At 41.4% G+C, this 24375-nt stretch carries 24 protein-coding genes and 2 pseudogenes; 6 read left to right on the plus strand and 20 right to left on the minus strand.

The features are described 5' to 3' along the window. Window positions 1-117 precede the first annotated feature (117 nt). On the minus strand, window positions 118-1038 hold the full coding sequence (thyD, locus tag V7K35_RS08865; RefSeq protein ID WP_335078108.1) for a thylakoid membrane protein ThyD: 921 nt from the start codon (window positions 1036-1038) through the stop codon (window positions 118-120). 195 nt (window positions 1039-1233) lie between these two features. Here thyD and V7K35_RS08870 point away from each other — a divergent pair, with 195 nt between their 5' ends. Beyond that, complete coding sequence (locus V7K35_RS08870) at window positions 1234-1581, plus strand: hypothetical protein (RefSeq protein ID WP_335078110.1); 348 nt, start codon at window positions 1234-1236, stop codon at window positions 1579-1581. 77 nt (window positions 1582-1658) lie between these two features. Here the strand turns inward: V7K35_RS08870 and V7K35_RS08875 are convergent, their stop codons facing one another. From V7K35_RS08875 to V7K35_RS08895, 5 genes are all read right to left on the minus strand, one after another. Continuing rightward, window positions 1659-2156: an FHA domain-containing protein gene (locus V7K35_RS08875; protein ID WP_335078169.1), complete on the minus strand. Its 498-nt coding sequence runs from the start codon at window positions 2154-2156 to the stop codon at window positions 1659-1661. A 226-nt stretch (window positions 2157-2382) separates the two neighbouring features. Further along, the gene (locus V7K35_RS08880; RefSeq protein WP_335078112.1) at window positions 2383-4818 is read right to left on the minus strand and encodes a heavy metal translocating P-type ATPase; all 2436 of its coding nucleotides are present in this window, start codon (window positions 4816-4818) and stop codon (window positions 2383-2385) included. 135 nt (window positions 4819-4953) lie between these two features. After that, on the minus strand, window positions 4954-5133 hold the full coding sequence (locus V7K35_RS08885; RefSeq protein WP_334961257.1) for a hypothetical protein: 180 nt from the start codon (window positions 5131-5133) through the stop codon (window positions 4954-4956). 292 nt (window positions 5134-5425) lie between these two features. Next, complete coding sequence (locus tag V7K35_RS08890; RefSeq protein ID WP_273768245.1) at window positions 5426-5701, minus strand: TM2 domain-containing protein; 276 nt, start codon at window positions 5699-5701, stop codon at window positions 5426-5428. A gap of 622 nt (window positions 5702-6323) precedes the next feature. After that, entirely contained in the window at window positions 6324-7898 is a 1575-nt protein-coding gene (locus V7K35_RS08895) for a CPBP family intramembrane glutamic endopeptidase (RefSeq protein ID WP_335078114.1), read from the minus strand. A 112-nt stretch (window positions 7899-8010) separates the two neighbouring features. On the opposite strand from V7K35_RS08895, the gene V7K35_RS08900 reads away from it, so the two are divergent. Beyond that, window positions 8011-8709, plus strand: a complete 699-nt coding sequence (locus V7K35_RS08900; RefSeq protein ID WP_335078116.1) for a Uma2 family endonuclease — start codon at window positions 8011-8013, stop codon at window positions 8707-8709. Window positions 8710-8812: 103 nt separating this feature from the next. Here the strand turns inward: V7K35_RS08900 and V7K35_RS08905 are convergent, their stop codons facing one another. Together V7K35_RS08905 and V7K35_RS08910 are read right to left on the minus strand one after the other, a co-directional pair. Beyond that, entirely contained in the window at window positions 8813-9112 is a 300-nt protein-coding gene (locus V7K35_RS08905) for a type II toxin-antitoxin system RelE/ParE family toxin (RefSeq protein ID WP_335078118.1), read from the minus strand. Next, entirely contained in the window at window positions 9109-9330 is a 222-nt protein-coding gene (locus tag V7K35_RS08910) for an addiction module protein (protein WP_335078120.1), read from the minus strand. Before V7K35_RS08910 ends, V7K35_RS08905 begins: the two co-directional genes overlap by 4 nt. Window positions 9331-9674: 344 nt before the next feature. On the opposite strand from V7K35_RS08910, the gene V7K35_RS08915 reads away from it, so the two are divergent. Next, on the plus strand, window positions 9675-10628 hold the full coding sequence (locus V7K35_RS08915; protein WP_335078122.1) for a pentapeptide repeat-containing protein: 954 nt from the start codon (window positions 9675-9677) through the stop codon (window positions 10626-10628). Window positions 10629-10735: 107 nt separating this feature from the next. Here V7K35_RS08915 and V7K35_RS08920 read toward each other — a convergent pair whose 3' ends face one another. From V7K35_RS08920 to sufB, 6 genes and pseudogenes are all read right to left on the minus strand, one after another. Continuing rightward, window positions 10736-11368, minus strand: coding sequence for a Uma2 family endonuclease (locus tag V7K35_RS08920; RefSeq protein WP_335078124.1), 633 nt, complete (start codon window positions 11366-11368; stop codon window positions 10736-10738). A gap of 1 nt (window position 11369) precedes the next feature. Further along, window positions 11370-11978: pseudogene (locus V7K35_RS08925) on the minus strand (hypothetical protein). Between the two features lie 103 nt (window positions 11979-12081). After that, complete coding sequence (locus V7K35_RS08930) at window positions 12082-13344, minus strand: cysteine desulfurase (protein WP_335078126.1); 1263 nt, start codon at window positions 13342-13344, stop codon at window positions 12082-12084. An 8-nt stretch (window positions 13345-13352) separates the two neighbouring features. After that, complete coding sequence (gene sufD / locus V7K35_RS08935) at window positions 13353-14759, minus strand: Fe-S cluster assembly protein SufD (RefSeq protein WP_335078128.1); 1407 nt, start codon at window positions 14757-14759, stop codon at window positions 13353-13355. Then, window positions 14759-15550: a Fe-S cluster assembly ATPase SufC gene (gene sufC / locus V7K35_RS08940; RefSeq protein ID WP_335078130.1), complete on the minus strand. Its 792-nt coding sequence runs from the start codon at window positions 15548-15550 to the stop codon at window positions 14759-14761. Before sufC ends, sufD begins: the two co-directional genes overlap by 1 nt. A gap of 104 nt (window positions 15551-15654) precedes the next feature. Then, entirely contained in the window at window positions 15655-17094 is a 1440-nt protein-coding gene (sufB, locus tag V7K35_RS08945) for a Fe-S cluster assembly protein SufB (RefSeq protein ID WP_335078132.1), read from the minus strand. Between the two features lie 241 nt (window positions 17095-17335). Here sufB and sufR point away from each other — a divergent pair, with 241 nt between their 5' ends. Both sufR and V7K35_RS08955 read left to right on the plus strand, forming a co-directional pair. Next, window positions 17336-18019, plus strand: coding sequence for an iron-sulfur cluster biosynthesis transcriptional regulator SufR (gene sufR / locus V7K35_RS08950; protein WP_335078134.1), 684 nt, complete (start codon window positions 17336-17338; stop codon window positions 18017-18019). A gap of 157 nt (window positions 18020-18176) precedes the next feature. After that, the gene (locus tag V7K35_RS08955; RefSeq protein ID WP_334724529.1) at window positions 18177-18437 is read left to right on the plus strand and encodes a hypothetical protein; all 261 of its coding nucleotides are present in this window, start codon (window positions 18177-18179) and stop codon (window positions 18435-18437) included. A 379-nt stretch (window positions 18438-18816) separates the two neighbouring features. On the opposite strand, the gene V7K35_RS08960 is transcribed toward V7K35_RS08955, so the two are convergent. Next, window positions 18817-19449 (minus strand): hypothetical protein, encoded by a 633-nt coding sequence (locus V7K35_RS08960; protein WP_335078136.1) that lies wholly within the window; start codon window positions 19447-19449, stop codon window positions 18817-18819. A 365-nt stretch (window positions 19450-19814) separates the two neighbouring features. After that, window positions 19815-20141 carry a YbjQ family protein gene (locus V7K35_RS08965; protein ID WP_109009512.1) on the minus strand — a complete coding sequence of 109 codons (327 nt, stop codon included), beginning with the start codon at window positions 20139-20141 and terminating at the stop codon, window positions 19815-19817. A 693-nt stretch (window positions 20142-20834) separates the two neighbouring features. On the opposite strand from V7K35_RS08965, the gene V7K35_RS08970 reads away from it, so the two are divergent. Then, a complete protein-coding gene (locus V7K35_RS08970) occupies window positions 20835-21515 on the plus strand; it encodes a tetratricopeptide repeat protein (RefSeq protein ID WP_335078139.1) in 681 nt (226 codons plus the stop codon). A gap of 2 nt (window positions 21516-21517) precedes the next feature. On the opposite strand, the pseudogene V7K35_RS08975 reads toward V7K35_RS08970, so the two are convergent. The 4 genes and pseudogenes from V7K35_RS08975 to V7K35_RS08990 all read right to left on the minus strand — a co-directional run. Continuing rightward, window positions 21518-21727 (minus strand): annotated as a pseudogene (locus V7K35_RS08975) (ABC transporter ATP-binding protein); the annotation flags it as partial. Between the two features lie 406 nt (window positions 21728-22133). Further along, window positions 22134-22370 carry a hypothetical protein gene (locus tag V7K35_RS08980; RefSeq protein WP_298910653.1) on the minus strand — a complete coding sequence of 79 codons (237 nt, stop codon included), beginning with the start codon at window positions 22368-22370 and terminating at the stop codon, window positions 22134-22136. Between the two features lie 5 nt (window positions 22371-22375). Beyond that, on the minus strand, window positions 22376-23236 hold the full coding sequence (locus V7K35_RS08985) for a hypothetical protein (protein ID WP_335078141.1): 861 nt from the start codon (window positions 23234-23236) through the stop codon (window positions 22376-22378). A gap of 166 nt (window positions 23237-23402) precedes the next feature. Then, the gene (locus tag V7K35_RS08990) at window positions 23403-24179 is read right to left on the minus strand and encodes an RNA polymerase sigma factor SigF (RefSeq protein ID WP_335078143.1); all 777 of its coding nucleotides are present in this window, start codon (window positions 24177-24179) and stop codon (window positions 23403-23405) included. Between the last annotated feature and the right edge of the window lie 196 nt (window positions 24180-24375).

Genomic DNA, 24375 nt, shown 5'->3' on the forward strand with positions numbered 1-24375 from the left:
GGCGCAGCCTCTCCAAAAGCTGTGTTGGGCATTGTTAGATCCGTAACTTCCTTGCTTCTTCCCAGTCCCCAGTACCTAATACCTGATACCCAGTCTCTTGAAATGTGACTTTTGACTCTATGTAAGAATTTGCGTTAATGCTGATTGCAAATTCGGGTATTTGTACTCAAAGCCTGTTTGCACGGTGCGCTTGGGTAGAACTTGCTGACCTTCCAAAACTACTATAGCCCCGTCTCCTAAAAGAGCTTCGATCGCAAAAGCAGGAACAGGCAACCAAGAAGGGCGATTCATCACTCGTCCCAAAGTTTGGCTTAAATCTGCCATTTGGACTGGGTTAGGGGCAGTAGCATTATATACACCTTCTATTTCCGGTTTGGTTAAAGCTTGCAGAATCAGGTTAACTAAATCGTCTACGTGAATCCAAGAGAACCACTGCCGACCGCTGCCAATGGGGCCACCAGCGAAGAGTTTGAAAGGCGGAATCATTTTACCTAAAGCACCACCATTGCCCAGAACAATCCCAAGACGCAAAATTACCAACCGTACACCAGCATCTTTTACCTTTCTGGCTTCTGTTTCCCAGGCTTGGCAGACTTGGGCGAGAAAATCGTTACCAGATAGACTTGTTTCATCAAAGGTTGCGCTTTGACTAGTGCCGTAGTAGCCAATAGCCGAAGCGTTAACTAACACTGTTGGTTTGGGGTTAGCGTTGGCTATTGTTTCAACTATTTTTTGTGTACCTAACTTCCGGCTATTGAGGATTTCTTGTTTGCGTTCTGGTGTCCAGCGTCCTTCAGCAATAGGTTCTCCTGCCAAATTAACTACGCCATCACAACTAGCAATGACACTTTGCCAAGAACCAGATGCATTTGGTGTATAGGCAACGATTTCTAGATTGGGGAAAGCCTCGGATGGAAAAACCTTTTGAGCAAAGGCGGTGTTCCGAGCTAATACTACTACTTTATGACCTTTTTCGTGGAGTCGTTGTATTAAACGACTACCAACAAATCCTGTTGCTCCAGTAATTGCGACTTTCATTTTCTACCTCAGCCAAACCTTTATTGTAAAGTTTTTGATCAAACTTTCAGCTTATGGCACTTTTCTTCTCGATAGAAGAGATATAACTGTATATCTGGTAACGCCTGATCTCAAAAACTTTGCTTTTGAATCACTTTCCGTTTAGATGCTTCGGTATTATAGGATGGACGGAGTGTTGCAAGGCGTGGGGCTATTATGGCTCGCTATACCTGTTCATTTATTGTTTCTGTTCCTAATGACCATCTTCAGACGTTACTTGTAGAACTTCTACAGGACTGTCAGTTGGATATTCAATACCACATGGGCGATTACATTATCGCTCGTGAAGTTCCCGGCAATGTTCCTTTTCCTAAATTGGTCACAGTAGAAGTACTGATTGATAAATCAAAATCTACTGAAACAGAAACCCGGATGAGTATTGTGATTAAAAATGAAGAACTACCACTCCAACTAGATAATTACTGCCGACAAATGTTTGAATTCATCAAGCAGGCTATTGAAAGTAGCCGCCATTGGCATTTGATTGAAAGTCTTGCAGGATAGCTTTAGTGAGTAATTGAATTGACACTCCCACGACTTGAAGCCTTGAGAGTGTCAGACTGTGATTGGTAGTTTAGAATTCAATCTAGCACATCCTCTAAATCCTCGGCCATACCGGGATTTATGAGTGTAATGTCGTACTCGCTCGAATCGGTTTGTCCCAAACGCTGAGTGTTTTTTAAAAGGTAATAAATGGCACGGACTTGAGGACCAAAAACGATCTCGTCTTCATTTCTAAGATCGTGGGCTGGTATCTTACGTCCATTAATCATCAAACCATTGGAACTAGGCTTACCTTTGGCATCGCCATCTACAATCCGGTAATAGTAGCTATGACTATTATGCTCTCGTGGCAATCTCACTAATGTGGCATGGCGGCGGGAGACAAACTGCGACATCAAACGGATATTACATTCGCGGTCTCTACCGATAGAGTAGACGGGTTGCTCCAGAGAAAATTCTTTGCGACCTTGATCGTCTTCAATAATCAGTAGATGGTTTTCATTAGTTTCTGCTGCCATTGACAAATCGGTGGAACTGTAATTAATCAAGATTTGTTTAGTATCGTATCCTGCGATTCTCGCGCACCATAAGTTTGTGGTGCTGATCTAAATAAGCTTTAAAATTGCATAATACCTTGAAAGAGTAGAACATGGCCGTTCTACTCCAGTAGCTATGATAGCTTTGATAAGTGTCTCAAGAAGCTTTGTGGGCTGCGTAAAATTTTGACAGGGCGACTCAGTTTAACTTGAGATGGGAATAACCTAGATTTGTGCTGGGAAATTTTACGTGCAAAAGAGTATTCTACGGCTGATAAGCTAATCGCCGTAATAATATTGAGTTTGTGACGACACTAACAGAGCTAAAAGCCATTAATGCAGCAGCACCAGATGGGTTAAGGACAAAACCCAAACTAGGGAACAAAACACCGGCTGCTAAAGGAATGCCAACTGTATTATATGCAAAAGCCCAGAATAAATTTTGGCGGATTTTGTTGAAAGTGGCGCGACTAAGCTGAATAGATTCGACGACATCGTTTAAGCGATCGCGCATTAGGACAATTTCAGCAGTTTCCATTGCCACATCTGTCCCAGAGTGTAAAGCAATTCCTACATCTGCTTGGGATAAAGCTGGAGCATCGTTAATTCCATCTCCTACCATTGCGACTACTGAGTGCTGAGTTAGGAGTGAGGAATTAGGAGTTGCTTTTGTCCCCGCTTGTTGTAGAGACTGGATTGCAGCTGCTTTTTTAGCTGGGGGGACACCCGCTATTACATCAGCACTAGCTAATCCTAGTTGTTTGGCTATGGCGCTAGCTGCTTCTTGGCGATCGCCACTGAGCAGCATTACCCGTAAGCCCATCTGACGCAACTTGTCTACAGTAGATTGGGCATCTGGTCTGAGGGTATCAGAAACAGCAATTAACCCGGCTAAAGTTCCCCCAACTGCTACGCAAACGACTGTTTTACCATCTGTTGCCAAATCCTGTGCTACCTGTTGTGCAGTTTCGCTAATCGCAATGCCGTGCCAACTCAACCAGTCCCAGTTACCCAATAGTACAACTGTGCCCTCTACCACAGCAGACACCCCTAGTCCCGGTTCCGTGTGAAAGTCCACAGCCTCTGGAATAGATAACTGTTGCCGCTGTGCTTCTTGCTGAATCGCTTTTGCTAGAGGATGGTGAGTACCGCTTTCTACGGCTGCTGCTATTTGGATCAGGGAGTAGGGATTCTCACTACCCATTTCTGAAATTAACAGACAATCTGTGACGATGGGATTGCCCGTGGTCAGAGTGCCAGTTTTATCAAAGACTACGGTATTTAACTGGTGTACTCTTTCCAAAACATCGCCGCCTTTGATTAACAGACCGCGTTCTGCGCCCATAGCAGTCCCAACAAGAATGGCTGTTGGTGTGGCAAGTCCCAAAGCACAGGGACAGGCAACTACCATAACTGCGATCGCTAGTTTTAAGCTGATTAATAGGGGGGAGTGGGGAGTTGGGAGTGGGGAATGGTCAGCGTGGCTGATCATTTCCATACCACCAGACATACTGACATCAGTCCAGATGTGAGTACCGAAAAAGTACCAAAAGACAAATGTTAATACAGATGCTGTCAGCACACCGTAGGTAAAGTAACCAGCTACTGTATCTGCTAATTTCTGTACTGGAGCTTTCCGAGTTTGGGCGGTTTCTACTAAAGCGACAATTTGAGCTAGAGTTGTATCACTTCCAGTCCGGGTTGCCTGAATAGCGATCGCTCCTGACTGGTTTAGTGTCCCTCCGGTCACAGTATCTCCCGGTTGCTTGATTACTGGCACGGCTTCCCCAGTCAGCATGGATTCATCCACCGTTGTTTGACCAACTACCACTTCACCATCGACAGGGATTTTATCACCTGGCAGCACTTGTAACCATTCACCAACCCGCACCTGTTCAGCAGGAATCTCTACACTAGAAGATCCCACTCCGACTTTCTCTGGGTTGGCAATCAATCGCGCTAAGAGTGGCTGGAGTGCTAGCAATTTTCTAAATGCAGCAGCGGCGCGACCTCTAGCTTGTTGCTCTAATGTCCTTCCCAAAAGAATAAAGCCCAGCATCATTACTGGTTCGTCAAAGAAGCATTCCCAACCCATTTGGGGAAAGAGCAGGGCTATTAAACTAGCAATGTAGGCTGTCAGCGTTCCTAATCCCACCAGGGTGTTCATGTTAGGCGCATTTCGCCGCCAGCCCAGCCAGCCATCTACTAAAATCGGCCGACCAGGAATTAATAGCGCCACTGTCGCCAGTCCACAATGAAACCAGATGTTATTTAGCAGTGGCAGCACTGAGCTACCAAGATTACCAAAATGGCCACTTCCCGACAATAACAGCAACATTGCAGCGATCGCCAACTGCCTAACAGAAGAGCGCATTTCTCGGCGTTGTCGTTGTGCTGGGTCTGGTAAGGTAGATATCTCGCCTGCGACTGTGCCCTTAGCTTTTCGGGGTTGAGTCGGGAATCCAACGGCTGTTAATCGTTGTGCTAGTGCATCTGCATCTACCGCACCAGTTTCTGACTCTACAACTGCTACCTCTGTGGCCAGGTTCACACAGGCACTCTTAACTCCTGGATGTTGGGTTAGCTGTCGCTCTACTGCATTCACACACCCAGCACACTTCATGCCCCCAACATCGAGAATAATTTTCTCTAGGATTGGGTCAAATTCTGGGGCTAGCTTAGTTTTCGGAACAAGTTGCATGGCTTGTGTTTAGATTCGCTACAGAAATTCAACGCCTGACTAAAAGCGTCTCTAATTTGAGCGTAGGCGAAATATGGAACTACGACTGTATGTCAACCCTATTAAATTTATTAATTTATCGGATCTCGCTGAGGGTCAATGACGGCTCCAGCGGAGATAAGTCACATAGATAATAGCTACCACTTGCATTGGCATGAGGACAATCAGGCTTTTCCAAAAATTGTGAATTTCCAAATTAGACATGGCGCTGAAATAGCCAAAGCCCAACAAAAAGAAGAGTATCCAGATCAGCTGTTTACGTTTGATAGTTAGCATACCAGTAGAATTCAGAATTTTTTAGCCAAAATATCTATTTATACCTATAAGTCTGTACAGAATACACAATAACTTTAATTAATAGTTACTCAAGAAAGAAGTTTACCCAAGGAGAGTTAATAAAATAAAGATATATTTCTCCAGTTTGTAATAGGTTATACAAACGGAGAATATAGTAGGTCATGATGTAATGTCCGACTAATTAGTTGTCATTACAAATGACAAATTTTTTTCAAATATCCACTCAAGATATATAACTTTACAGAGTAACCCAAGTGTGAGATATAAGTTTTCAGAACCAGCCCTGCTTATTTACAAAGTAGGTATTTACAAATTCTTCAGGGGACTTATTCAAATAGATCATGCCTTCAATTAAACCTACAAGTAACATAATTAAAAAGGCAACCCCGTAGCTGAAAGAACCCCCGACTACTGAAATCACTAACATGATAAAGCCTTGTGGAGCGTATCCTAGAATAAATTTATGAACCCCAAATGCTCCAAGAATAATGCCACAGTAACCAGCTAGAAGTTGTTTGGTAGGGTGACTGGGGTTAATATTTGCCATATAAGTACTGCTCCTTGATAAGTCAGATATAAAAATAAAGTCTTTATTGTAATAAAAGCAAGTAACTGTATTTGCTGAATAAATAAATTTTTAATTTTTTCAGTATAAGTAAGCCTCAAGACAAATAACCAAAATTAGCGTGCTTCTATTTTAGAGAAGACGCTAAAACGTCTTGCGGCATAGCCGGAAAATCTGGCGCTCCTTAATAATTTTTGGTGGATTTGATGAGCACAAACCCTAGTGCGGCAGTTTTGCAGATTTTCAGGTAAAACATTGCTCTTGAGAAGAATGAACCTCAAGAATTAACAAAAACTGCTACACCACTTTTTACAAGTCCATCAGTATTATTTCCGGATTTTTTTCCGATAGCTTCCAGTGGGCGTGAAAGACCATCACACCAATCACTAGACCAGTTATTGGCTAAAATCAGCCGGATGATAATAAATTTAACTAGATAGTTTGTTGTTTATGTTAACAGCATTCTGTGATTTACTTTTGCCATTATATTAATTGGGTTTTCAGCCAGTATTTATGCTTATAACCAATTATAACTAGTAAATTGTTCTTACCTATGGAGATAAAAGCAGATATTTCTGTTTTAAACAACAGTAATAAAGAAGTATTAATTGCTACCTAAAACAAATAAACTTAATAATGTACCACTATTCCAGAGGCTGTGGAGGAGCATAGGAGCGAAGAGGTTACGCGATCGCGTGTAGACTACCCCCAACACAATTCCCAATGCGGTCAGCGGCAGAATTTCTGACAAGCTGAGGTGAGCGATCGCAAACAACAAACTGCTGATCAGAATCGATCCCCACACGGGTAAGTAACGAGTTAGAGAGGGTAACAAAAAGCCGCGAAATAGGATTTCTTCAAAAAATGGAGCTGCGATCGCTGCTGTGAAAAAAAATATACCAAGTGCTACACCATCTCGGCTTTCCAACGCTAGTTGCAACAGGGGATTACTACCACCCTGTCCTTGCCATAGCTGTTGATTAATCAAAGATACTACCACAACTATAGGTAAAGCCGCGCAATAGCCTCCCAGTCCCCACAAAAACCAGTTATCTTGAAAACGAAAGCGAAACCAAAATTCAGGTAGTGGAAAAAAGCGCTTGAGAGAGAAATACATTACTAACAGCGCACCTGATGCTACCAGTAAGTAACTAATTAAAACAGAAAAAGCCTGAAGTCGCACATCAATGATGGGACGCGGGATAGGGAGCAGCGATAGCACTAAAGGTACAAAAATTTGCCCCATGAAGAAAAAGCCTACAATAAAAACCTGCAAAACCGTTTCACCATCCCAAGGTGTTGACCAAAGGACATCAGCATTTTGAGCTAGTAACGAGGCTTTTCCTTTCAACAAGCGTTGAGCAAATAATAAAATCAGTAGTATTAGACCAATTAAAGCTGCCAAGGTGGGAATAGTGCCAATAACCGCTAATTTAACTACTGCTTGAGTTGCAGATTCTTGTTGTGCAGCTTTAACTGCTGATAAAGCGTCTTGTCGTTGCTGAAGTTGGTATAGCTGAACCAAAGCAGTAGAGCGAAACCAACCTTCTAAATTCTTTTGAATTGGTTGTTCAGCATTTGGGAGCAGACGGGAAGGATTGCTCCACAGTCCACTCAATACAGTGGCGGTTTCTCCAAATTCTGGATTGATATTTGAGCGTTGTTCTAATTTGCTCCAAGTCTTAAGGGCTGTATCCGTCTGTCCTTGCTGTGCTTGTAAAATTCCCAGGCGCAGGTCTAATTCGGCCAGTAATTTTTGTAATTGCTTGAGGGACTGCTGTAACTGTTGCTGTCCCTGTTTAGAGGTTTTAGTAGTGGGAGGAACCTCAGGTAGAGGTTTCGGAGGTATGGGAGTTATTTCAGGCTGAGAGCGTAATTGTGCAAGTTTGTTACTAACTTTGTCCAAATTAACTTGAACTGATTGACGCGCCTCCTCATACTGGTTTGTGGCGCCCTCCAGGGGTTGCTCACCAAGTATCGCTTCCCGAATCGCTTTGAGATTGTCATCGTTGCTATCTTCTGATTGCCAAGCTTGGGCTTGTAGAGCAATATTGGTTTGGTATAGTTCTAGGCGACTTTGGAACTGAGGTTCTTGCCAACTACCAAATAAAGCCGAAACTGCCAACAGAACTGCTATCGGCGTTAGTACAAAAATTAAAACTAATCGCTTGAGTGTCATCTATCCCTCTTTTACTAGCCAGTGGAGAGCGCGTCCCCCTTGGGAATTATCGCAAGAAAAAGTCAGAGGTGGATAGATATCATCAATATTATAAGTTTGCGTCACACCCACCATGTTAAATTACAACCCACTGCACTGCTTACCCTCCGCCGAGGATTTGCCCGATTCTGACGATGAACCTGTGGATAATCAACTACAACATTTGATTCCGGGCTTGCTAGAAGCCATTTTAGCTTGGCTGTGGAGAAGCCGGATGGATTGGTTTTTTGGCGTTGATATGGGGATATATTACGATCCCGAATTACCGCCGATTGTACCTGATGGGTTTTTAAGTTTAGGAGTCGAGCGAGTTTTTGATGAGAACTTGCGTTTAAGTTATGTGTTGTGGGAAGAAAAGGTGATGCCGATTATGGCATTAGAAGTTGTTTCTCACAGACGGCGTGGGGAATACACCAGCAAAAAGAAACTTTATGCGGATATGGAGATTTTGTATTATGTTGTCTACAATCCTCAACGCCGAAGAAAACCACCTTTAGAGGTTTATCGCTTTGTAAATGGTGAATATGTATTGCAGCCAGGAAATCTTGTTTGGTTATCAGAGATAGGTTTAGCAATTGGTTATGAACGGGGAACCTATCAGGGAATTACGCGGGATTGGTTGTATTGGTATGACAAACAAGGAGTCAGATATTTAACACCAGAAGAACGAGCGATCGCTGCGGAACAACGCGCTACCACTGCTGAAGAACGCGCTCAAAGGCTGGCACAAAAATTACGAAGGTTGGGGATAGATCCAGATTCTTTGAGTTGATTTTGTGGGGTGCGATCGCTTTGATTATACTATTACTAATAACTTATTTGAGAATAGGAGTTGTAGATGGTTCAAGTGATTGTAAGCGAGGTCATAAAAACGTTCAAATCTTCCTGCTCTGCCACTGTTTAGGATTACGTTTGACGTGATAACAAGCAATTACAGTGATGACATTTTCTTCTGTAACATAAATAACACCATAGGGAAACCTACGTATTAATAATCGCCGCGCTTGTCGATACACCACTGGATAAGCTGAAGGGTTGCGTCGAATTAATGCTAAACAGCTATCAACTGCACGTACAAACTCCGAACCTACTCCAGAATCACGTTGTTCATACCATTCAAAAGCATCTTGAATATCCAGTTCTGCTTCTGGACTAATTATTAACTGATAGCTCATTCAGTTAAACCTAGTCTTTCCTTGACGGATTGCCAGGTTGAACCTTGGTTTGGGTTTTGGCGATGCATCTCCAAGCGTCTATCTAATTCTTGTTTTTGCTCATCGTTGAGAGGAACTTCGTGAGGTATGGTAAGAATGCTGTCCCATAAGTCCTCGGCAAGCTGTATACGTTCAGATACACTTAGTTCAGAAATATCGACTTTTAATATGGGGTGCATAGTTGTTGTTAATCTAGTTACTTAGATAAATCTTATTTTAGATTATAAATGACTTATCTTATTCCTAATCAAATAAAGCATTAATTCGTATCTTTTGATGAAGGCTGCGGCGTTGTGTCTTGAAAATTTTAACACATAGCCATCTTTTCGTGGGGCAAGGTTTGTTGCGCCCACATACTGTATTTATATTATGTCTCTATAGTAGTCAACATCTGAATCTAGAGATACAAGAATACAATACTTTGAGTTGAGTAAGTTCGGACAAACAAATACAAGCGTAGATTTTGGTAATTTTTCTGGTTAAATATATTTAATACCATTACAAAAGACTTGAAGACACACCTATGGGACAAGGGTTTACTCCAGAGACGAATGTAGATAAGTTACTGAGACTCTATGCAGATGGAAAAAGAGATTTTCAAAATATAAACTTAAAACAAGCGGATCTCATAGCCGTAAATTTGTCAGAGGTGAATCTGAGAGGAGCAAATCTACAATTATCATTTTTAGAGGAAGTAGACCTGAGAGGAGCAAACCTGGAGGGAGCTAATCTGAAAAAAGCCAACTTATCAGAAGCAAATTTAGAAGGGGCTAATCTGCGAAAAGCTAACTTGCAAGGGGCAAAGTTGATAGGGACAGAAGTACGTACAGCAAACCTACAAGGGGTAAATCTGAGACAAGCAGATTTAGGAGATGTTAGAAACTTAAGTATGGCAGACTTGCTTGCAGCAGATATGCAAGGCGCTAACTTAGAGACGACAAACCTAGAGAAGGTAAACCTGCAAGGAGTTAACCTGAGAAAAGCTAACCTGAAAACAGCACGTTTATTTGAAGCTGACCTGAGTAGCGCCGAACTTAAAGATGCAGTTTTTCAAAGCGCTTTTTATAACGAAAAAACTCGTTTTCCTGAAGATTTTGATCCAGTGAGTGCTGGAATGTATTTAATTGCTCCTAAAGTGTCACTGCAAGGGGCGAACCTGGTCGAAGCATTGCTATTTGAAGTCGATTTAAGTGAGGCAGATTTAACAGGGGTAGACTTAACTGAAGCACATTTGGAGAAAGCTAACCTACAAGGAGCAACATTAAAGGGAGCATCCTTTAATAGTGCAGAACTATTACAGACAAACTTATCTGGTGCAGACCTAACAGGAGCGGATTTAAGTTTTGCAAGGCTTAAAGAAGCAATAATTTTCGATACCAAATTTCAAGATGCTTGCTACAACAGACTTACTAAATTTCCTCAAGGGTTTGACCCTCAAAGGGCTGGAATGCGTTGGATTGATATTGATATTGATTAGTAATGTAGAGTAAACAGCTACTATAAAAATATCCTAATTTTGTAGGATTTGACAATATTTTATCAAAGATAGCGTTAATTTTATTAGTTTATAGTAGCTCTTGTAAACTACCCTAACTTATCCCGCACCCAAGCGCGAAATGATTTGAGCAAAGCAATTTCCCCGCTTGTTTTACTTTGCTCAATAAATCTACTTATATCACTCACTGAAACTATAGGAAAGGCAATACTAAACTTACACTCGACATATTGCCCCTTTATCAACTGATAAAATTTTAAATTTTGCCCATCATATCTCCAAAGTTCAGTTACACCCAACGCTGAATAAATCCCCAATTTGTTAACTGAACTGCTGGTAATGTCAATCTCAATTGCTAAGTCAGGCGGCGGATCATTTTCTAAATCTAAAGTTTGCTTACCCCTAATAGCTACTTCATTCTGGATATAGTAGCAAGTATCTGGTTCTATTCCCCGATTTGATATTTTCCGCTTCAATGTTGTAGAACCAGCGCTTCTAATTTCAATTCCTAATTCTTCAGCTAAGACTAGAATAAATCGGTCAAACTGAATTTTGGGGTTTTCATGTTCAAAAAGTGGAGTCATGATTTCTAAAACACCGCAGTCATAAGCAAATCTTGAGCCTCTGTCCTCACCTGTATCTCTCAGCAAGGCTTCAAAGGTTTCCCAGCTAATGTTCTGTAGCACTGTTCTTTGTTCCGCAGGCGTTGACTTGACAAGCATATTACAATACTTCTTCTGTCACGATATTAGATAAAATCCCAATAATTTTACCTATGTCATTAATATAATACTCGCTCAAGTCGATTTCAATCACTTGCCCAATGAGCTTTAAAAACTTCCAGTTAGTTCCAGTGGTGACAGTTCCATAAATTGCCTGAATGTTATTACCCTCACGTTCATTAAACAATTTAGCTGCTAACATCTCTGCTACACACTGACCTAATCCGGCATTGATATTTTCTTTCTTAGCTTCTACAATTGTGACAACTGGTGCGTTCAGAATTAGTAACTCTGGTGAACGGCTAATAATAAAATCGCAATTTCCATTTAAACCTTGCGCTGAATCAACGGTAAAATCGATACCAGAAAATAAACTTATTTGATTATTTAAATATTTCCTTACAGCAATTAAAATAGGCGCTATAATCATCTCTTAACGGGATTTTTCAGTATTACTAGCAAGAGCCAAAGGTACATTTTCTCGCAATACTTCTGCAAGTAATGGTGGACACTCTACTTCATGTACAGATGCAAATATATCAATTTTATCAGAAATAGTTAAGCCAAAGATTTTTATAACTCTGTCTAAAGTAAAGTCACTGTATGACACTTTAGTTGCTCCTGTAAAGAATCCAGATAATTAAATTGTGCCAATTATTAGCAAGATATGTTGCTGATATTTGGCACAATTAGTGTCTGAATATTTTGTAACTTTAAGCAAGGAAACCCGCAAAAAAGTCGAGAGTTTCTTTCAGTGCTTTGATGAAAACATCAATTTCCTCGCGGGTGTTGTAGAAAGATAAACTTGCTCGTGCAGTTGCAGCAAGACCTAAGTAACGGTGTAATGGTTGAGTGCAGTGGTGTCCAGAACGAATGGCAACGCCTTCTTGATCTAATAATGTAGATAAGTCGTTAGCGTGGACTTCCCCAGCAGTGAATGACGCAAGAGCGGCTCTACCTTCTCCTTTTGCATTTGGTTTGGGGCCGTAAATTCTAATTTGGGGAAATTGCTCTAATTGTTGGAACAAATAAGCTGTTAATTCTGCTTCGTAGGCGTGAATTTTATCCATGCCGATATTGCTAAGATAATCTATCGCAGCCCCAAGTGCGATCGCTTCGCCAATTGCAGGTGTACCGGCTTCAAATTTATGCGGTAATTCTGCATAGGTGGAATGGTCTAAATATACCTCTGCAATCATCTCACCACCACCAAAAAATGGTGGCATTGATTCTAACAATTCCAACTTCCCATACAGAAATCCTATCCCAGTTGGGGCGCACATTTTATGACCGGATGCTACCAACCAATCACAATCTATCTGCTGCACATCAACGGGGAAGTGAGGGACACTTTGGCAAGCATCAACTAAGAATTTAGTACCAGATTTGTGAGCGATCGCACCAATTTCTTTTATTGGGTTAATACAACCCAAAGCATTGGAAATATGTACAACCGACACCAATTTTGTTTTTTCAGAAATCAGCTTTTTAAACTGTTCCAAATCAAAGGTTTCTTCTGGTGTTAGTTCTACAAATTTAAGTATTGCACCCGTTTTTTGCGCCACCAATTGCCAAGGCACAATATTACTATGGTGTTCCATCACCGAGAGAATAATCTCATCTCCCGGCTGCAAATTGTTCATTCCCCAGCTGTAGGCTACTAAGTTAATCGCCTCACTTGCATTGCGGGTATAAACGATTTCTTGACGTGATGCAGCATTAATGAATTTAGCAACTTTGTCTCGCGCCCCTTCATAAGCATCGGTAGCTTTAGCACTCAGGGAATGGGCACCACGATGCACGTTAGCATTATATTGCTCGTAATAATCCCGTAGGGTATTTAATACGAACAAAGGCTTTTGCGATGTCGCAGCATTATCGAGATAAATTAAAGGTTTCTCGTTGACTTCCTGATGCAATATTGGAAAGTCAGCACGAACTTGATCAGCTAGGGTTTTGGTAGGAGTGAAAGTCATTGGTAGATTCAAGAATCAGGCGATATGGACTTTAGATTATTAACTATGTTTAAAAGGATTTCTCGCAGAGAGGGAATCGGTATTTTATTGATGACTTCAGCAGCGAAGGCGTTAACTAATAACTTCCGAGCATCGTTTTCATCAATTCCCCGACTTTGCAGATAGAATATTTCGTCATCTTCTAATTGGCTAACGGTAGCACCGTGAGCGCATTTGACATTATCAGCAGTAATTTCCAATTGGGGTTTAGTATCAACCCTGGCTTTCGATGATAGCAGCAAATTCCGATTCAACTGGGCTGCATTTGTCAACTGTGCTGGTTTGGGTACAAAAACTTTACCATTGAATACCGCATGAGCGCGATCGCCTACAATACATTTATGCAATTGATCGCTTGTACCGTGAGGATAATTTAGTGCGAGCGCACTGTGAGTATCCCCTAACTGCTTACCAGAAATCATCGTCAACCCATTGAGAGTAGTTTCTGTCTGCTCACCAGTTTGCAAAATTTCTAAATTGTGCCGTGACAACTTCGCGCCTAAATTTATGGCATGACTTATATATCGACTATCACGAGCTTGCCAGACAGATGTTTTACCAATATGAAAAGCCTCTGCACTATCACGTTGGATTCGAGTATGGTTAACCTGGGCATTTTCCTCAATCCAGATTTGTGTAACTGCGTTAGTAAAGTGAACTACTTCCCCAAGTTCTATTTGATCTGGATCTTCTATGTTTGTTGGTTGATACAGATAATCTTCAATGAGCGTAACACTACTACCAGATTCAGCTACTACTAAAGAACGAGGTTGTGATAGTATCGGTGAATTACCAGGAATAGACAAGAATAGTAAATGAATTGGCGTTTCTACGACAACATTTTTTCCCACCCATACTACAGATGCATTTGTGAAAGTAGCAGTATTCAACGCAGTAAAGACTTCTTGCGTACCCTGTTCTTGGGCTAAATAATTCTGTAGGCGAGAGCGATATTCTAAAGGAAATCCAGCTAAATCTTCCACCCATATACCTTCTGGCAAATCTGCAACAGATGACAGATCCGGCGAAAAAATTCCGTTGACAAACACCAACCTACTATCAACAGCTTCGGGTAAAGTCAGTTGTGTGATATCAAATTTTATAGACCAAAATTCTCGTGTCTCTACATTGAATTTTACTTGCTGTAGAGACGACAGATCAGTAAATCGCCATTCTTCCTCACGGGTAGTGGGGATAGTTGAGTGACGGACAAAATTAGCAGCGCGATCGCGCACTTGTTGTAACCAAGCAAATGTTTCCGGCTGAGGAACTTCCTCGAAAATCAATCCCTGAAATTGATTTAACAACTCACTCAGGTAAGGATCTCCATTTACCAAGGTGTTGGAAGCCTGACTTTGAGATACTTGAATACTCATTACACACCCACCTCAGCAGTTGCAAATTCTGCTAACACCCAATCATAACCGCCAGACTCTAATTTTAATGCCAGTTCCTTACCACCACTGGTGATAATCTGCCCCTGTGCCATCACATGCACAAAATCAGGCACAATATAATCAAGTAATCGCTGATAGTGAGTAATCAAAATTGTGGCATTTTCTGGACTTGCCAGTTGATTTACCCCATTAGCCACAATTCTGAGCGCGTCAATATCCAAACCGGAATCAGTCTCATCCAAAATTCCCAACTTTGGTTCTAGCAACGCCATTTGCAGAATTTCATTCCGCTTCTTCTCACCACCAGAAAACCCTTCATTCAAACTCCGACTGAGAAAACTGGAATTCATCTTCACCACATCCAGCTTTTCCTCAATCAAATCGTCAAAATCAAAAGCGTCTATTTCCTCTAAACCTTGCGCCTTGCGACGGGAGTTGTACGCCACCCGCAAAAAATCTAAATTGCTCACACCCGGAATTTCTAACGGATACTGAAACGCCAAAAACACACCACTTCTGGCCCGTTCCTCCGGTTCCAACTCCAGTAAATTTTGCCCCTGAAAAATTACCTCACCGCCAGTCACCTCATACGCCGGATGTCCAGCCAACACCTTAGAAAAGGTACTCTTACCAGAACCATTCGGCCCCATAATCGCATGGATTTCACCCGATCGCACCTCCAAATTCACACCCTTCAAAATCGGTGTCCCATCAACATTAGCCGTCAGATTCCGTACCGACAGCACAACTTCACTATTTTCAAAAATCATCTTTTCTCCCTTCTCCTTCTCTGCGCTCTTGGCGTCTTGGCGGTTCGTCGTTCTTCCAGATAAACACAGAACACCGATGTCTCTGTGTTTATCCTTGCTTCCATTTATCCAACACTGCCTTCCAACTTCAAACTCAACAACTTATCAGCTTCCACAGCAAACTCCATTGGTAGCTGATTGAAAACATCCTTACAGAAGCCGCTAATCATCATCGAAATTGCATCTTCTGAAGAAATACCCCGTTGAGCAAAGTAAAATAACTGATCTTCCCCAATCTTAGAAGTAGAAGCTTCATGCTCCACCTTCCCAGTGTTATTTTGTACCTGAATATAAGGGAAAGTGTTCGCATGAGCATTATCCCCAATCAGCATCGAGTCACACTGGGAATAATTTCTCGCCCCTTTTGCCGTCGGATTAACTTTCACCAAACCCCGATAGCTATTACTAGAATTACCTGCGGAGATTCCTTTAGAAATAATTGTACTGCGGGTATTCTTACCTACGTGAATCATCTTACTGCCAGTATCAGCTTGCTGCATATTATTTGTCAGCGCTACCGAGTAGAATTCACCCACAGAGTTATCACCCACCAACACACAGCTAGGATATTTCCAAGTAATTGCCGAACCTGTTTCTACTTGAGTCCAGGAAATCTTGGAATTTACGCCCTGACACAAACCGCGCTTGGTGACAAAGTTGTAAATACCGCCTTTACCGTTGGCATCTCCAGCGTACCAGTTTTGCACAGTGGAGTATTTAATTTCGGCATTGTCGAGGGCGACAAGTTCCACAACGGCGGCGTGTAATTGGTTGCTGTCATACATCGGTGCAGTGCAACCTTCGAGGTAAGAAACATAACTACCAACTTCTGCGACAATCAAAGTCCGCTCAAATTGTCCCGTATCACCAGAGTTGATGCGGAAGTAGGTAGACAGTTCCATTGGGCATTTCACCCCTTTAGGAATATAGACAAAAGAACCATCGCTAAATACGGCGGCGTTCAAGGCAGCAAAATAGTTGTCAGCGATAGGAACAACACTACCCAGGTATTTTTTGATTAATTCTGGATGTTCTTGCAATGCTTCCGAAAACGAGCAGAAAATAACGCCGTCTTCCGCTAGCTTTTCTTTAAATGTGGTGGCGACAGAAACGCTATCAAAAATTGCATCGACGGCGACATTTGCCAGTCGCTTCTGTTCGGATAGAGAAATACCTAACTTTTCAAAGGTTTCTAAAAGGGTTGGATCAACTTCATCCAAACTATTTAGTTTTTCTTTCTTGCGTTTTGGCGCTGAGTAATAAATGATATCCTGATAATTGATTGGCGGATACTTGACATTCGGCCAAGTTGGTTCCGTCATTTTTTGCCACTGGCGATAAGCCCGGAGGCGAAAGTCCAGCATGAACTGCGGCTCGTTCTTCTTAGAAGAAATCAAGCGGATAACGTCCTCGTCTAGTCCACGCTCAATTGTGTCGGCTTCAATATCGGTGACAAAGCCGTACTTGTAGGGTTGGTTGACTAAGGTTTTGACAGTGGCACTCATCAGTAATAATCTCTCGTGTTCAGAACTCTTTTAAGATGGGAGACGGACTTTATCTTTAGTCGCCCATATCACGTTACGGAATGGTTACACGGCTGCTAGAATAGTTGTAGAGACTAAGACAACAGCTATGTTGTTTAATGTATCTTCATTTTACGCTAAATTAACAACAACATTGTTGTCAAAGTCAAATTTTCAAAGAAATTTTTGGGACGTTCGCTAAACGTCTCGCACCAACTATAAGATGGCGACTATCCACCAGTCCTCAACCAAGCAAGATATCCTTGAGTATCTGCACAAACATGAAAAAGCAACGGCTTTGGAGCTAGCTGAAGTTTTAGACGTTACCCCTCAAGCGATTCGTCGGCATCTCAAAGATTTGGAGACGGAGGAGCTAGTTTTGTATTCGACATCAGTGCAGGCGGCGGGGATGGGGCGGCCGCAGCACCTTTATCAACTGAGTCGTCAAGGACGCGATCGCTTGCATCGAACAATGAGCGATCGCTTTGGTGATGGCCACGGTCATTTTGCGGTTTCGCTGCTAGACACCTTAGCCGAAACGGTAGGACACGACCAATTTAAATCGATTTTACAGAAACAGTGGGAGCGCAAAGCACTAGAATACCGCGATCGCGTGGGTAGCGGTTCACTGCGCGAACGGGTAGCTAACTTAGTAGAGTTCAGAAAAGCGGAAGGCTTCATGGCGGAGTATCACCCTGTTGATGTGAATGACTGCTTTGAGAGCGATCGCTTTATCTTAATGGAGCATAACTGCGCTATTTCTAACGTTGCCGAGTCTTTCCCCAGCATCTGCGGTCACGAATTAGAAATGTTTGCAGCCGTCTTACCTGATTGTACCGTAGAACGCACCCACTGGATTATCAACGGCGAACATCGTTGTGGCTATTTGGTACAAATTCGTCATTAGTCATTAGTGTAGGACTTACGCACACTCTACGAATTCTCGGCGCTCTTGGCGTCTTGGCGGTTCGATAAATTAAGCGAAGTTGGCAATTTTTGCGTAAGTCCTATAGTGAAAACTACTCCCCACTCCCCAATAATCAAGTAAGTTTGAGATAGCGTTTATGGACGTATTACCGCAGCAACCATCAGCACAATTTTTAACCCTGGAAGAGTCAGCAAAAGTAGACGCAGCTTTGTTGTCTTCCCCAGAAAAGTTTTTAACAAGATTGACCATTTCATCACTTAAGCTTTTGAAGTATATCGCTCAAGAGTACGGCGTTGCTATTGAAGATTTGACAGCACAGCAACTAATTTCCTGGTTTGAAAAAGATGGCAAAATTCGACGTGAACAGGGAATTGAAGCTTCATATTTGAAATGGTGAACTGTAGTAGTGAAGTTTTCGTTTCATTTACTTTGAAAAAATAATCATGCAAAATATCCCGCTTATAAAAAGCATTTCTGTTGCTTATAAGCGGGATATTAACAGATAAGATGTATTGGTAATTTTGCTTATTTTTAGTTACTATGTACTACTAATTTCGCTATCTAAAAAATGATGAAGTTCATGCATTATGTATAAAAAATATATGAATTAAAGCCCGCAGTCTTATAAATAGATATTTTGGCAGCAATTGATAGTCATGTTTTAGCAACGGCAGAATTAATTGGACACTACAAATGTCAGCCTTAAATAATAAACAAAAAGCACCTTGAAAAAGGTGCTTTTAAAGTTGATAACATTTTGTTTGTCAAACAATTCTTTAAGGATTGTAATTGTTAGCCCGAGGACTACGAGATCCAGTTACGGCTCCAATCATTGAGGCTATTAAACCCAACAAAGAACCAAATACAAACCACCACAATCCTGAACGTAAATTACCTGCCGCTTCACGAGCTTGTTGGGCACTTATGTTTGCTTGTGGTACATTAACACCACCTTGCTGTTGTACCTGGTTTATGACTGCGCCAGCGTTGGAAGCAGCAACACCAAAAGCACCAGATACTCCACTTGCTAACAGCCATGAGCTAACAGCCAAAGTCGTTGCCCAAAGAATTGCGCCGTTAAGAAGAGCTGTATTGCGGTTCATCGGTCCACAAGCACGGGCTGTAACCCAACCACCAGTAAATAAAGAAATTAGTAAAGCGATAGTTGACCAAAGCCCCGCATTACCCGCAGCGTTAGAGGCAATTGATCTCGGTGCACCTGAATCTTCAACTGTGCCTGCCGCAAACGCACCAATTATAGCGCTCAAAATTAATTGGGTAGCTAAGGAAACCAACAAACCAGAAATAATCGGCCCCCAGCGAACAAGATCATGATATTCACTTACTCGGCCTGTTACCACAGACCCAGTAGGAATTGTGTCATCACCTGTCCGATTTACGTATGACATAGCTTATGTTCTCCAATCCTGTTTCAGCAAAATTGCTGCTCAGGTATATTCATGTTTATGCTTAAAATTAAATAGCTAAATGATCTGTTTTTATATCTATCAATAGAAATATTTAATAAATCTATCTTTGGTGATAAAAAATAGACTTTCTTAATAAACTTTAATAAAATTTAGGATTTATTTTTTATATTAATAGTTTTTTAAAGATTCCCCACATAAAATAAATAAAAAATTTTAATTTACAATACAGTTATTAGCTGCTATCGTCACCCAGCTTTTATTCTATATGAAATTCAACTTCATACAAAAGTTTATAAACATGATCAAAAGATACTAAAAAAACTAATTAGACAACCATTAAAATATTAACGCATCTTGACTGCGGTGCCTGTAGCAGTAATCAGTAATAGAACTCCTGACTGGTCAATATTAATTGTGCCAGTATCAATTTCAATCCCAATCACAGCATTTGCTCCTAAACGTTGTGCTCGTTGTTCTAATTCTTCTAATGCCTTGCGTTGACCCTGCTCAAATAAACGCTCATAGCTACCAGTGCGTCCACCAATAATATCTCGAATTCCAGCCAAAAAATCCCGCAAGAAATTGCTGCCGTAAACTACTTCTGCTGTCACAATGCCTAAATATGACTCAATAACGGCTCCTTGAATCACATCAGTGGTAGTTATAATCATAAATTAGCCTCCCAGATAGCATATAGGTTAATATTTATTATTAAAATCCTCTAATCAGTGTAAATTTATTTACACATCCCTAATTAGCCTGCGTTGAGATAGGTTTAATAAATATACTCTCACACAATTTTAGACTGCGATCGCTTTCATCAGGTACGAAGTACCATTGCAACTGCGCTTTCACTTGTAGTATTGTCCTAAAAATGAATCAGGATTTGAAGGACCATTTTGCTTTTTGAATTTATCTTATCGTGTAATGATCAAAAAAGGATGTAGACAATCGATAGAGAACGACTGCTCGCAAAGTGTGTGGTTTTGCTAAAGGTAGTATAAAGAAAGAAAAATTGGATACACAGTTAGCAAGTTATTAAGTAAAATCCTTAAGAGGAATTAATATTCAATAATTTATCGGATTGGCGTATCACCTATTCGTTTTTGAGGATTTACACGTATAACTACTGATAAGAAAGAGTGTAATTTTGGTGCTGTTCTGAATTTATATGTAAAGTAACATCATTTCAGCATTTATACTTCGCATTTCATCTTTAACTAAAGACTCTGTGATATAGCACTGATTATAATGAATGAACTATGAATATCTTAATTCATACGAATAAATACAGTTTTCAAAAGTCCATATTTTTGTTTTAATGTACAAGAAAAAAAGTCATCTAAAATTTCAGGAATTTTACTGTGTACAAGCCAACATCATTTGTGTTTAGTGTGGTGTTATTAGGATGTTTTGCTTTCAGCATACCTTCAGTGGCTCAGGCTCAGGTATTAGTGGCACAAGGCAAAAACCCACAATTAAAGCAACTACTAGAAGACGGACGGAGGTTAGTGGATGCCGGCGATTATGGTGGGGCGATCGCTGTTTATCAGCAAGCAGCTAGCCTAGATCCCAAGAATGCTAAAATTCATTCAGGTATTGGCTACTTGTACGCTCAACAGGGAAATTATCAGGCGGCATTAACAGCTTATCGTCGGGCGATCGCCATCAACCCTAACAATAGTGATTTTTACTACGCTGTGGGTTACATCAAAGCGAATTTGGGCGATACGCCTGGGGCAAAGGAAGGCTACCGTCGGGCCATACAGCTGAACCGTAACAATGTTAACGCCTATTTAGGATTGGCTGTGACGCAATCTCGTATGGGAGACTATAGTGCTGCTACCTGGGCATACGAGCAAGCAATCGGCTTGGATAAGAACAATGCCCAGACTTATGAGTTGATGGGTTCGATGTATAAACAGCGACGACAAACCAAACAAGCGAACAGCTTGCTTCAGAAAGCCCGTGACTTGTACAAGCGGCGCAATGATTCAGAAGGCGTCAACAGGGTAGAAGCCATGCTGCGACAGTTAGGAGGATGAGGTTAATCTAACTGGCGTCTCCTTAATTCCACAAAAATATATTCCAGGTTAGAGGGACGCACGATCATTTTGGTTTTATCGGGCTGTTCATTCAAATAGACATTTGCTGCTTTCAGGGATGGGAAAAACAAATATTTCCAGCGACGAGCGCCATGACTTTTCACTTCAGACACACCCAATTCCTTCATCATCAAACCTTCACTGTGAATTGATTAATCAGTAGTTGTCCTGCGGGTTGCTAATATGATGTAGCCTCCCGTACAGTTCCATATTTTCAACTCAGATGATGTCGTTGTCAGTCTAATCCCTGACGAAATTAAGATTTTGCAGTACGGATACTCAGGTATTTAGTTTTTAAGTTTTTAAGTACGCAAGTTTTCAGCTAAATTCAATAATTTGATATTAATTGATACCGATTACCTGTGAGGTTGTTCCAAAACTTGGGGCTTAAGCCCCAAGTCTAACGAAGGTTGATTTTATGCAGTTTTACAAAAAATTGGTATAAAGTCGTCATCCACTATAGACGTACTTAATTATTCGTGAACAACAAGATTCCCAACTTCTGTAAAAAATTGGGAATCTGAGGCTTCGATTTGAACGAAATCAAATAGGATTCATCTAGCGATTTTGATAGTAAGCCAAAATTTGGTTAACTCGTTGCCGACTTTCTAAACCAGAGTTTGCTGTCCACGAGATGGACAAGCCACCAATTTGACTTTGATTGTAATCAAACTGTTGGGATGACTGGGGAATTAAATCCACTTCTACCCCTTCGACTTGACGTAAATGAGCTGCTATCTCTCTATAGACAGCTAAAGGCAAACCAGGAAACTCAATTTTTTCCTTAATCTCCATCTTTATTAAGCTCCAACATTAAAAGAATTTAAGGGGGGCGTTGTCACTGAAGTAGGATTGCCGGTAGCAGATGCAGCTGACGGTGTTGAATTGACAGCCCCTTCCCCTACCATTTTGGCAACTTCAATACCATATTGTTCCAAAATCACAATGGGGTTGTAGCCCTGATTCATTTCAATCCGTTTAACCAGTACGCCATTTGCTAATCGCTGTCCCGCCTGCACGTAGCGACTTGTCGGCTCATCCGGTACTTTGATAATTGCTTGCGGTTCCTTACTAATTAGAACTACACCAGTCACAAGAACTGCCCTTGCTAAGTCAGGTTGTGCTGGTGGTGGCAATACAGATACTAAAGTGGGATTGGGGATAACTTGAGGTAAAACTTTAGGCAAGACTGAAGTCAAGGTATGATTGACTTTTTTTGGTACAAAAGCAATGTTATTTTTCTTTGTATTTAAAGGTATGCTACGTACTACGGTGGGTGTTGGAAGTTTTCGTCTTGCTAGTGATGCAGTAGGTAGCTTAGGCAACACAGGAACAGGTCTTCCAGATGTTTTAGGCATTCCGGCAACCGCCTGCCCAAAAATTTGTGCAAACGGGTCACTTCGGTCTTTTGATAGCACAACTAGCCGTGTCCGCTCTGTAGCATTAGTAGATTGAATCAAGTTAACAGATGTAGGAGTAACTAGTGAAACCTGTTTGGCAGGTATCACTGGATTGTTAAAGGATTGAGCCGCTGGGGGCGACTTTGCTGCTATTTTGGGAATCGGCGCAGGATTGATGGCTTGTTGTGTATCTTCAGAAGCACATCCAGCGATCGCCAAAGTTAAAATAGCTACAATTGTAATTTTTGAATTTCTGCCCATGAGCTGTTCTCAAAAGCCATTGGAAAATTGAAAAGTGCAAATCAACATGCCTGAAATTTGGATCAAAGGCAAAGTCTGTTCTCTTTATAACCTAATTTTTGACATTTCAAGGGTTCTTTTTAGCACTGCCTACTCAGCATAACTGCGGCTTGGTTTTGATTTGCAGTTAATCGTCTCCTACACCCATAAGCTCTTTCATCAAATCCAGACCTTTCTTGACTCTACGGGAAACCGTTACGACACTGATTCCCAGATGTTCTGCAACTTGTTTTTGTGTCAAATCTTGTAAAAACACACATTCCAACACATCGCGGGTGCGTTGTTCGAGCTGAACTAATGCTTGTTGCAAGCGAAGTTGGTCTTCTTGTGCCAATTGAAAGCTGCGATAGTGAGGATCTGGAACCAATTCTCCCAAACAGGTAGAGCCTTCTTCTCCATCTTGGATTGGCACATCAAGGCTCAAGGGAGCACGATTTACCCATGCTAATTTAATTTCTTGCCATTCGTTTGGAGAAATTTCCAGTGCAGTTGCTAGTTCGGAGTCTGTTGGTTGGCGATTATGCTTTTCACGCCAAGAACGTGACACTCCTATTGCTTGCTGTTGTAGTGCTAACCACTTCCGAGGAATTCGCACCGTGACACCTTTATCTCGGAGATAGTGTTGAATTTCACCCCGAATATAGGGAAGAGCGTAGGAACTAAAGGCATGTCCTTTGGAAAGTTCAAATTTTTCAATAGCTCTGATTAAACCCAAACACCCAACCTGAAGCAAATCATCGTAGGTTTCATGACATTGATTCGTCCAGTAGTGAGCTTCTTTTCTCACAAGTCCAAAGTTGAGTTTTACCAGTTGATTGCGAACATTTTCTGACCGAGATTGCTGATATTCTCGCAACAACTGCCAAATTTCATGTTTTAGTTCATTGGTGACTGTGGTAGGCATAGCACCGTGTTTATTAAGTAAATTAACAACCAATTACTCACTTTTAAACTTAGCTGCGATGGCGTAGCCGCCCGCCGTAGGCGATCGCACGATATCAAAGAGAATATCGGACTATATGTCATCGCAAAATTCTATGGAAAACAACAAAGTTTTCCTAGAAAAAATTCCATATAGTTGCTTGACAATCGAGCAAAAT

Source organism: Nostoc sp., from assembly GCF_036917275.1.
Taxonomy (GTDB): domain Bacteria; phylum Cyanobacteriota; class Cyanobacteriia; order Cyanobacteriales; family Nostocaceae; genus Nostoc.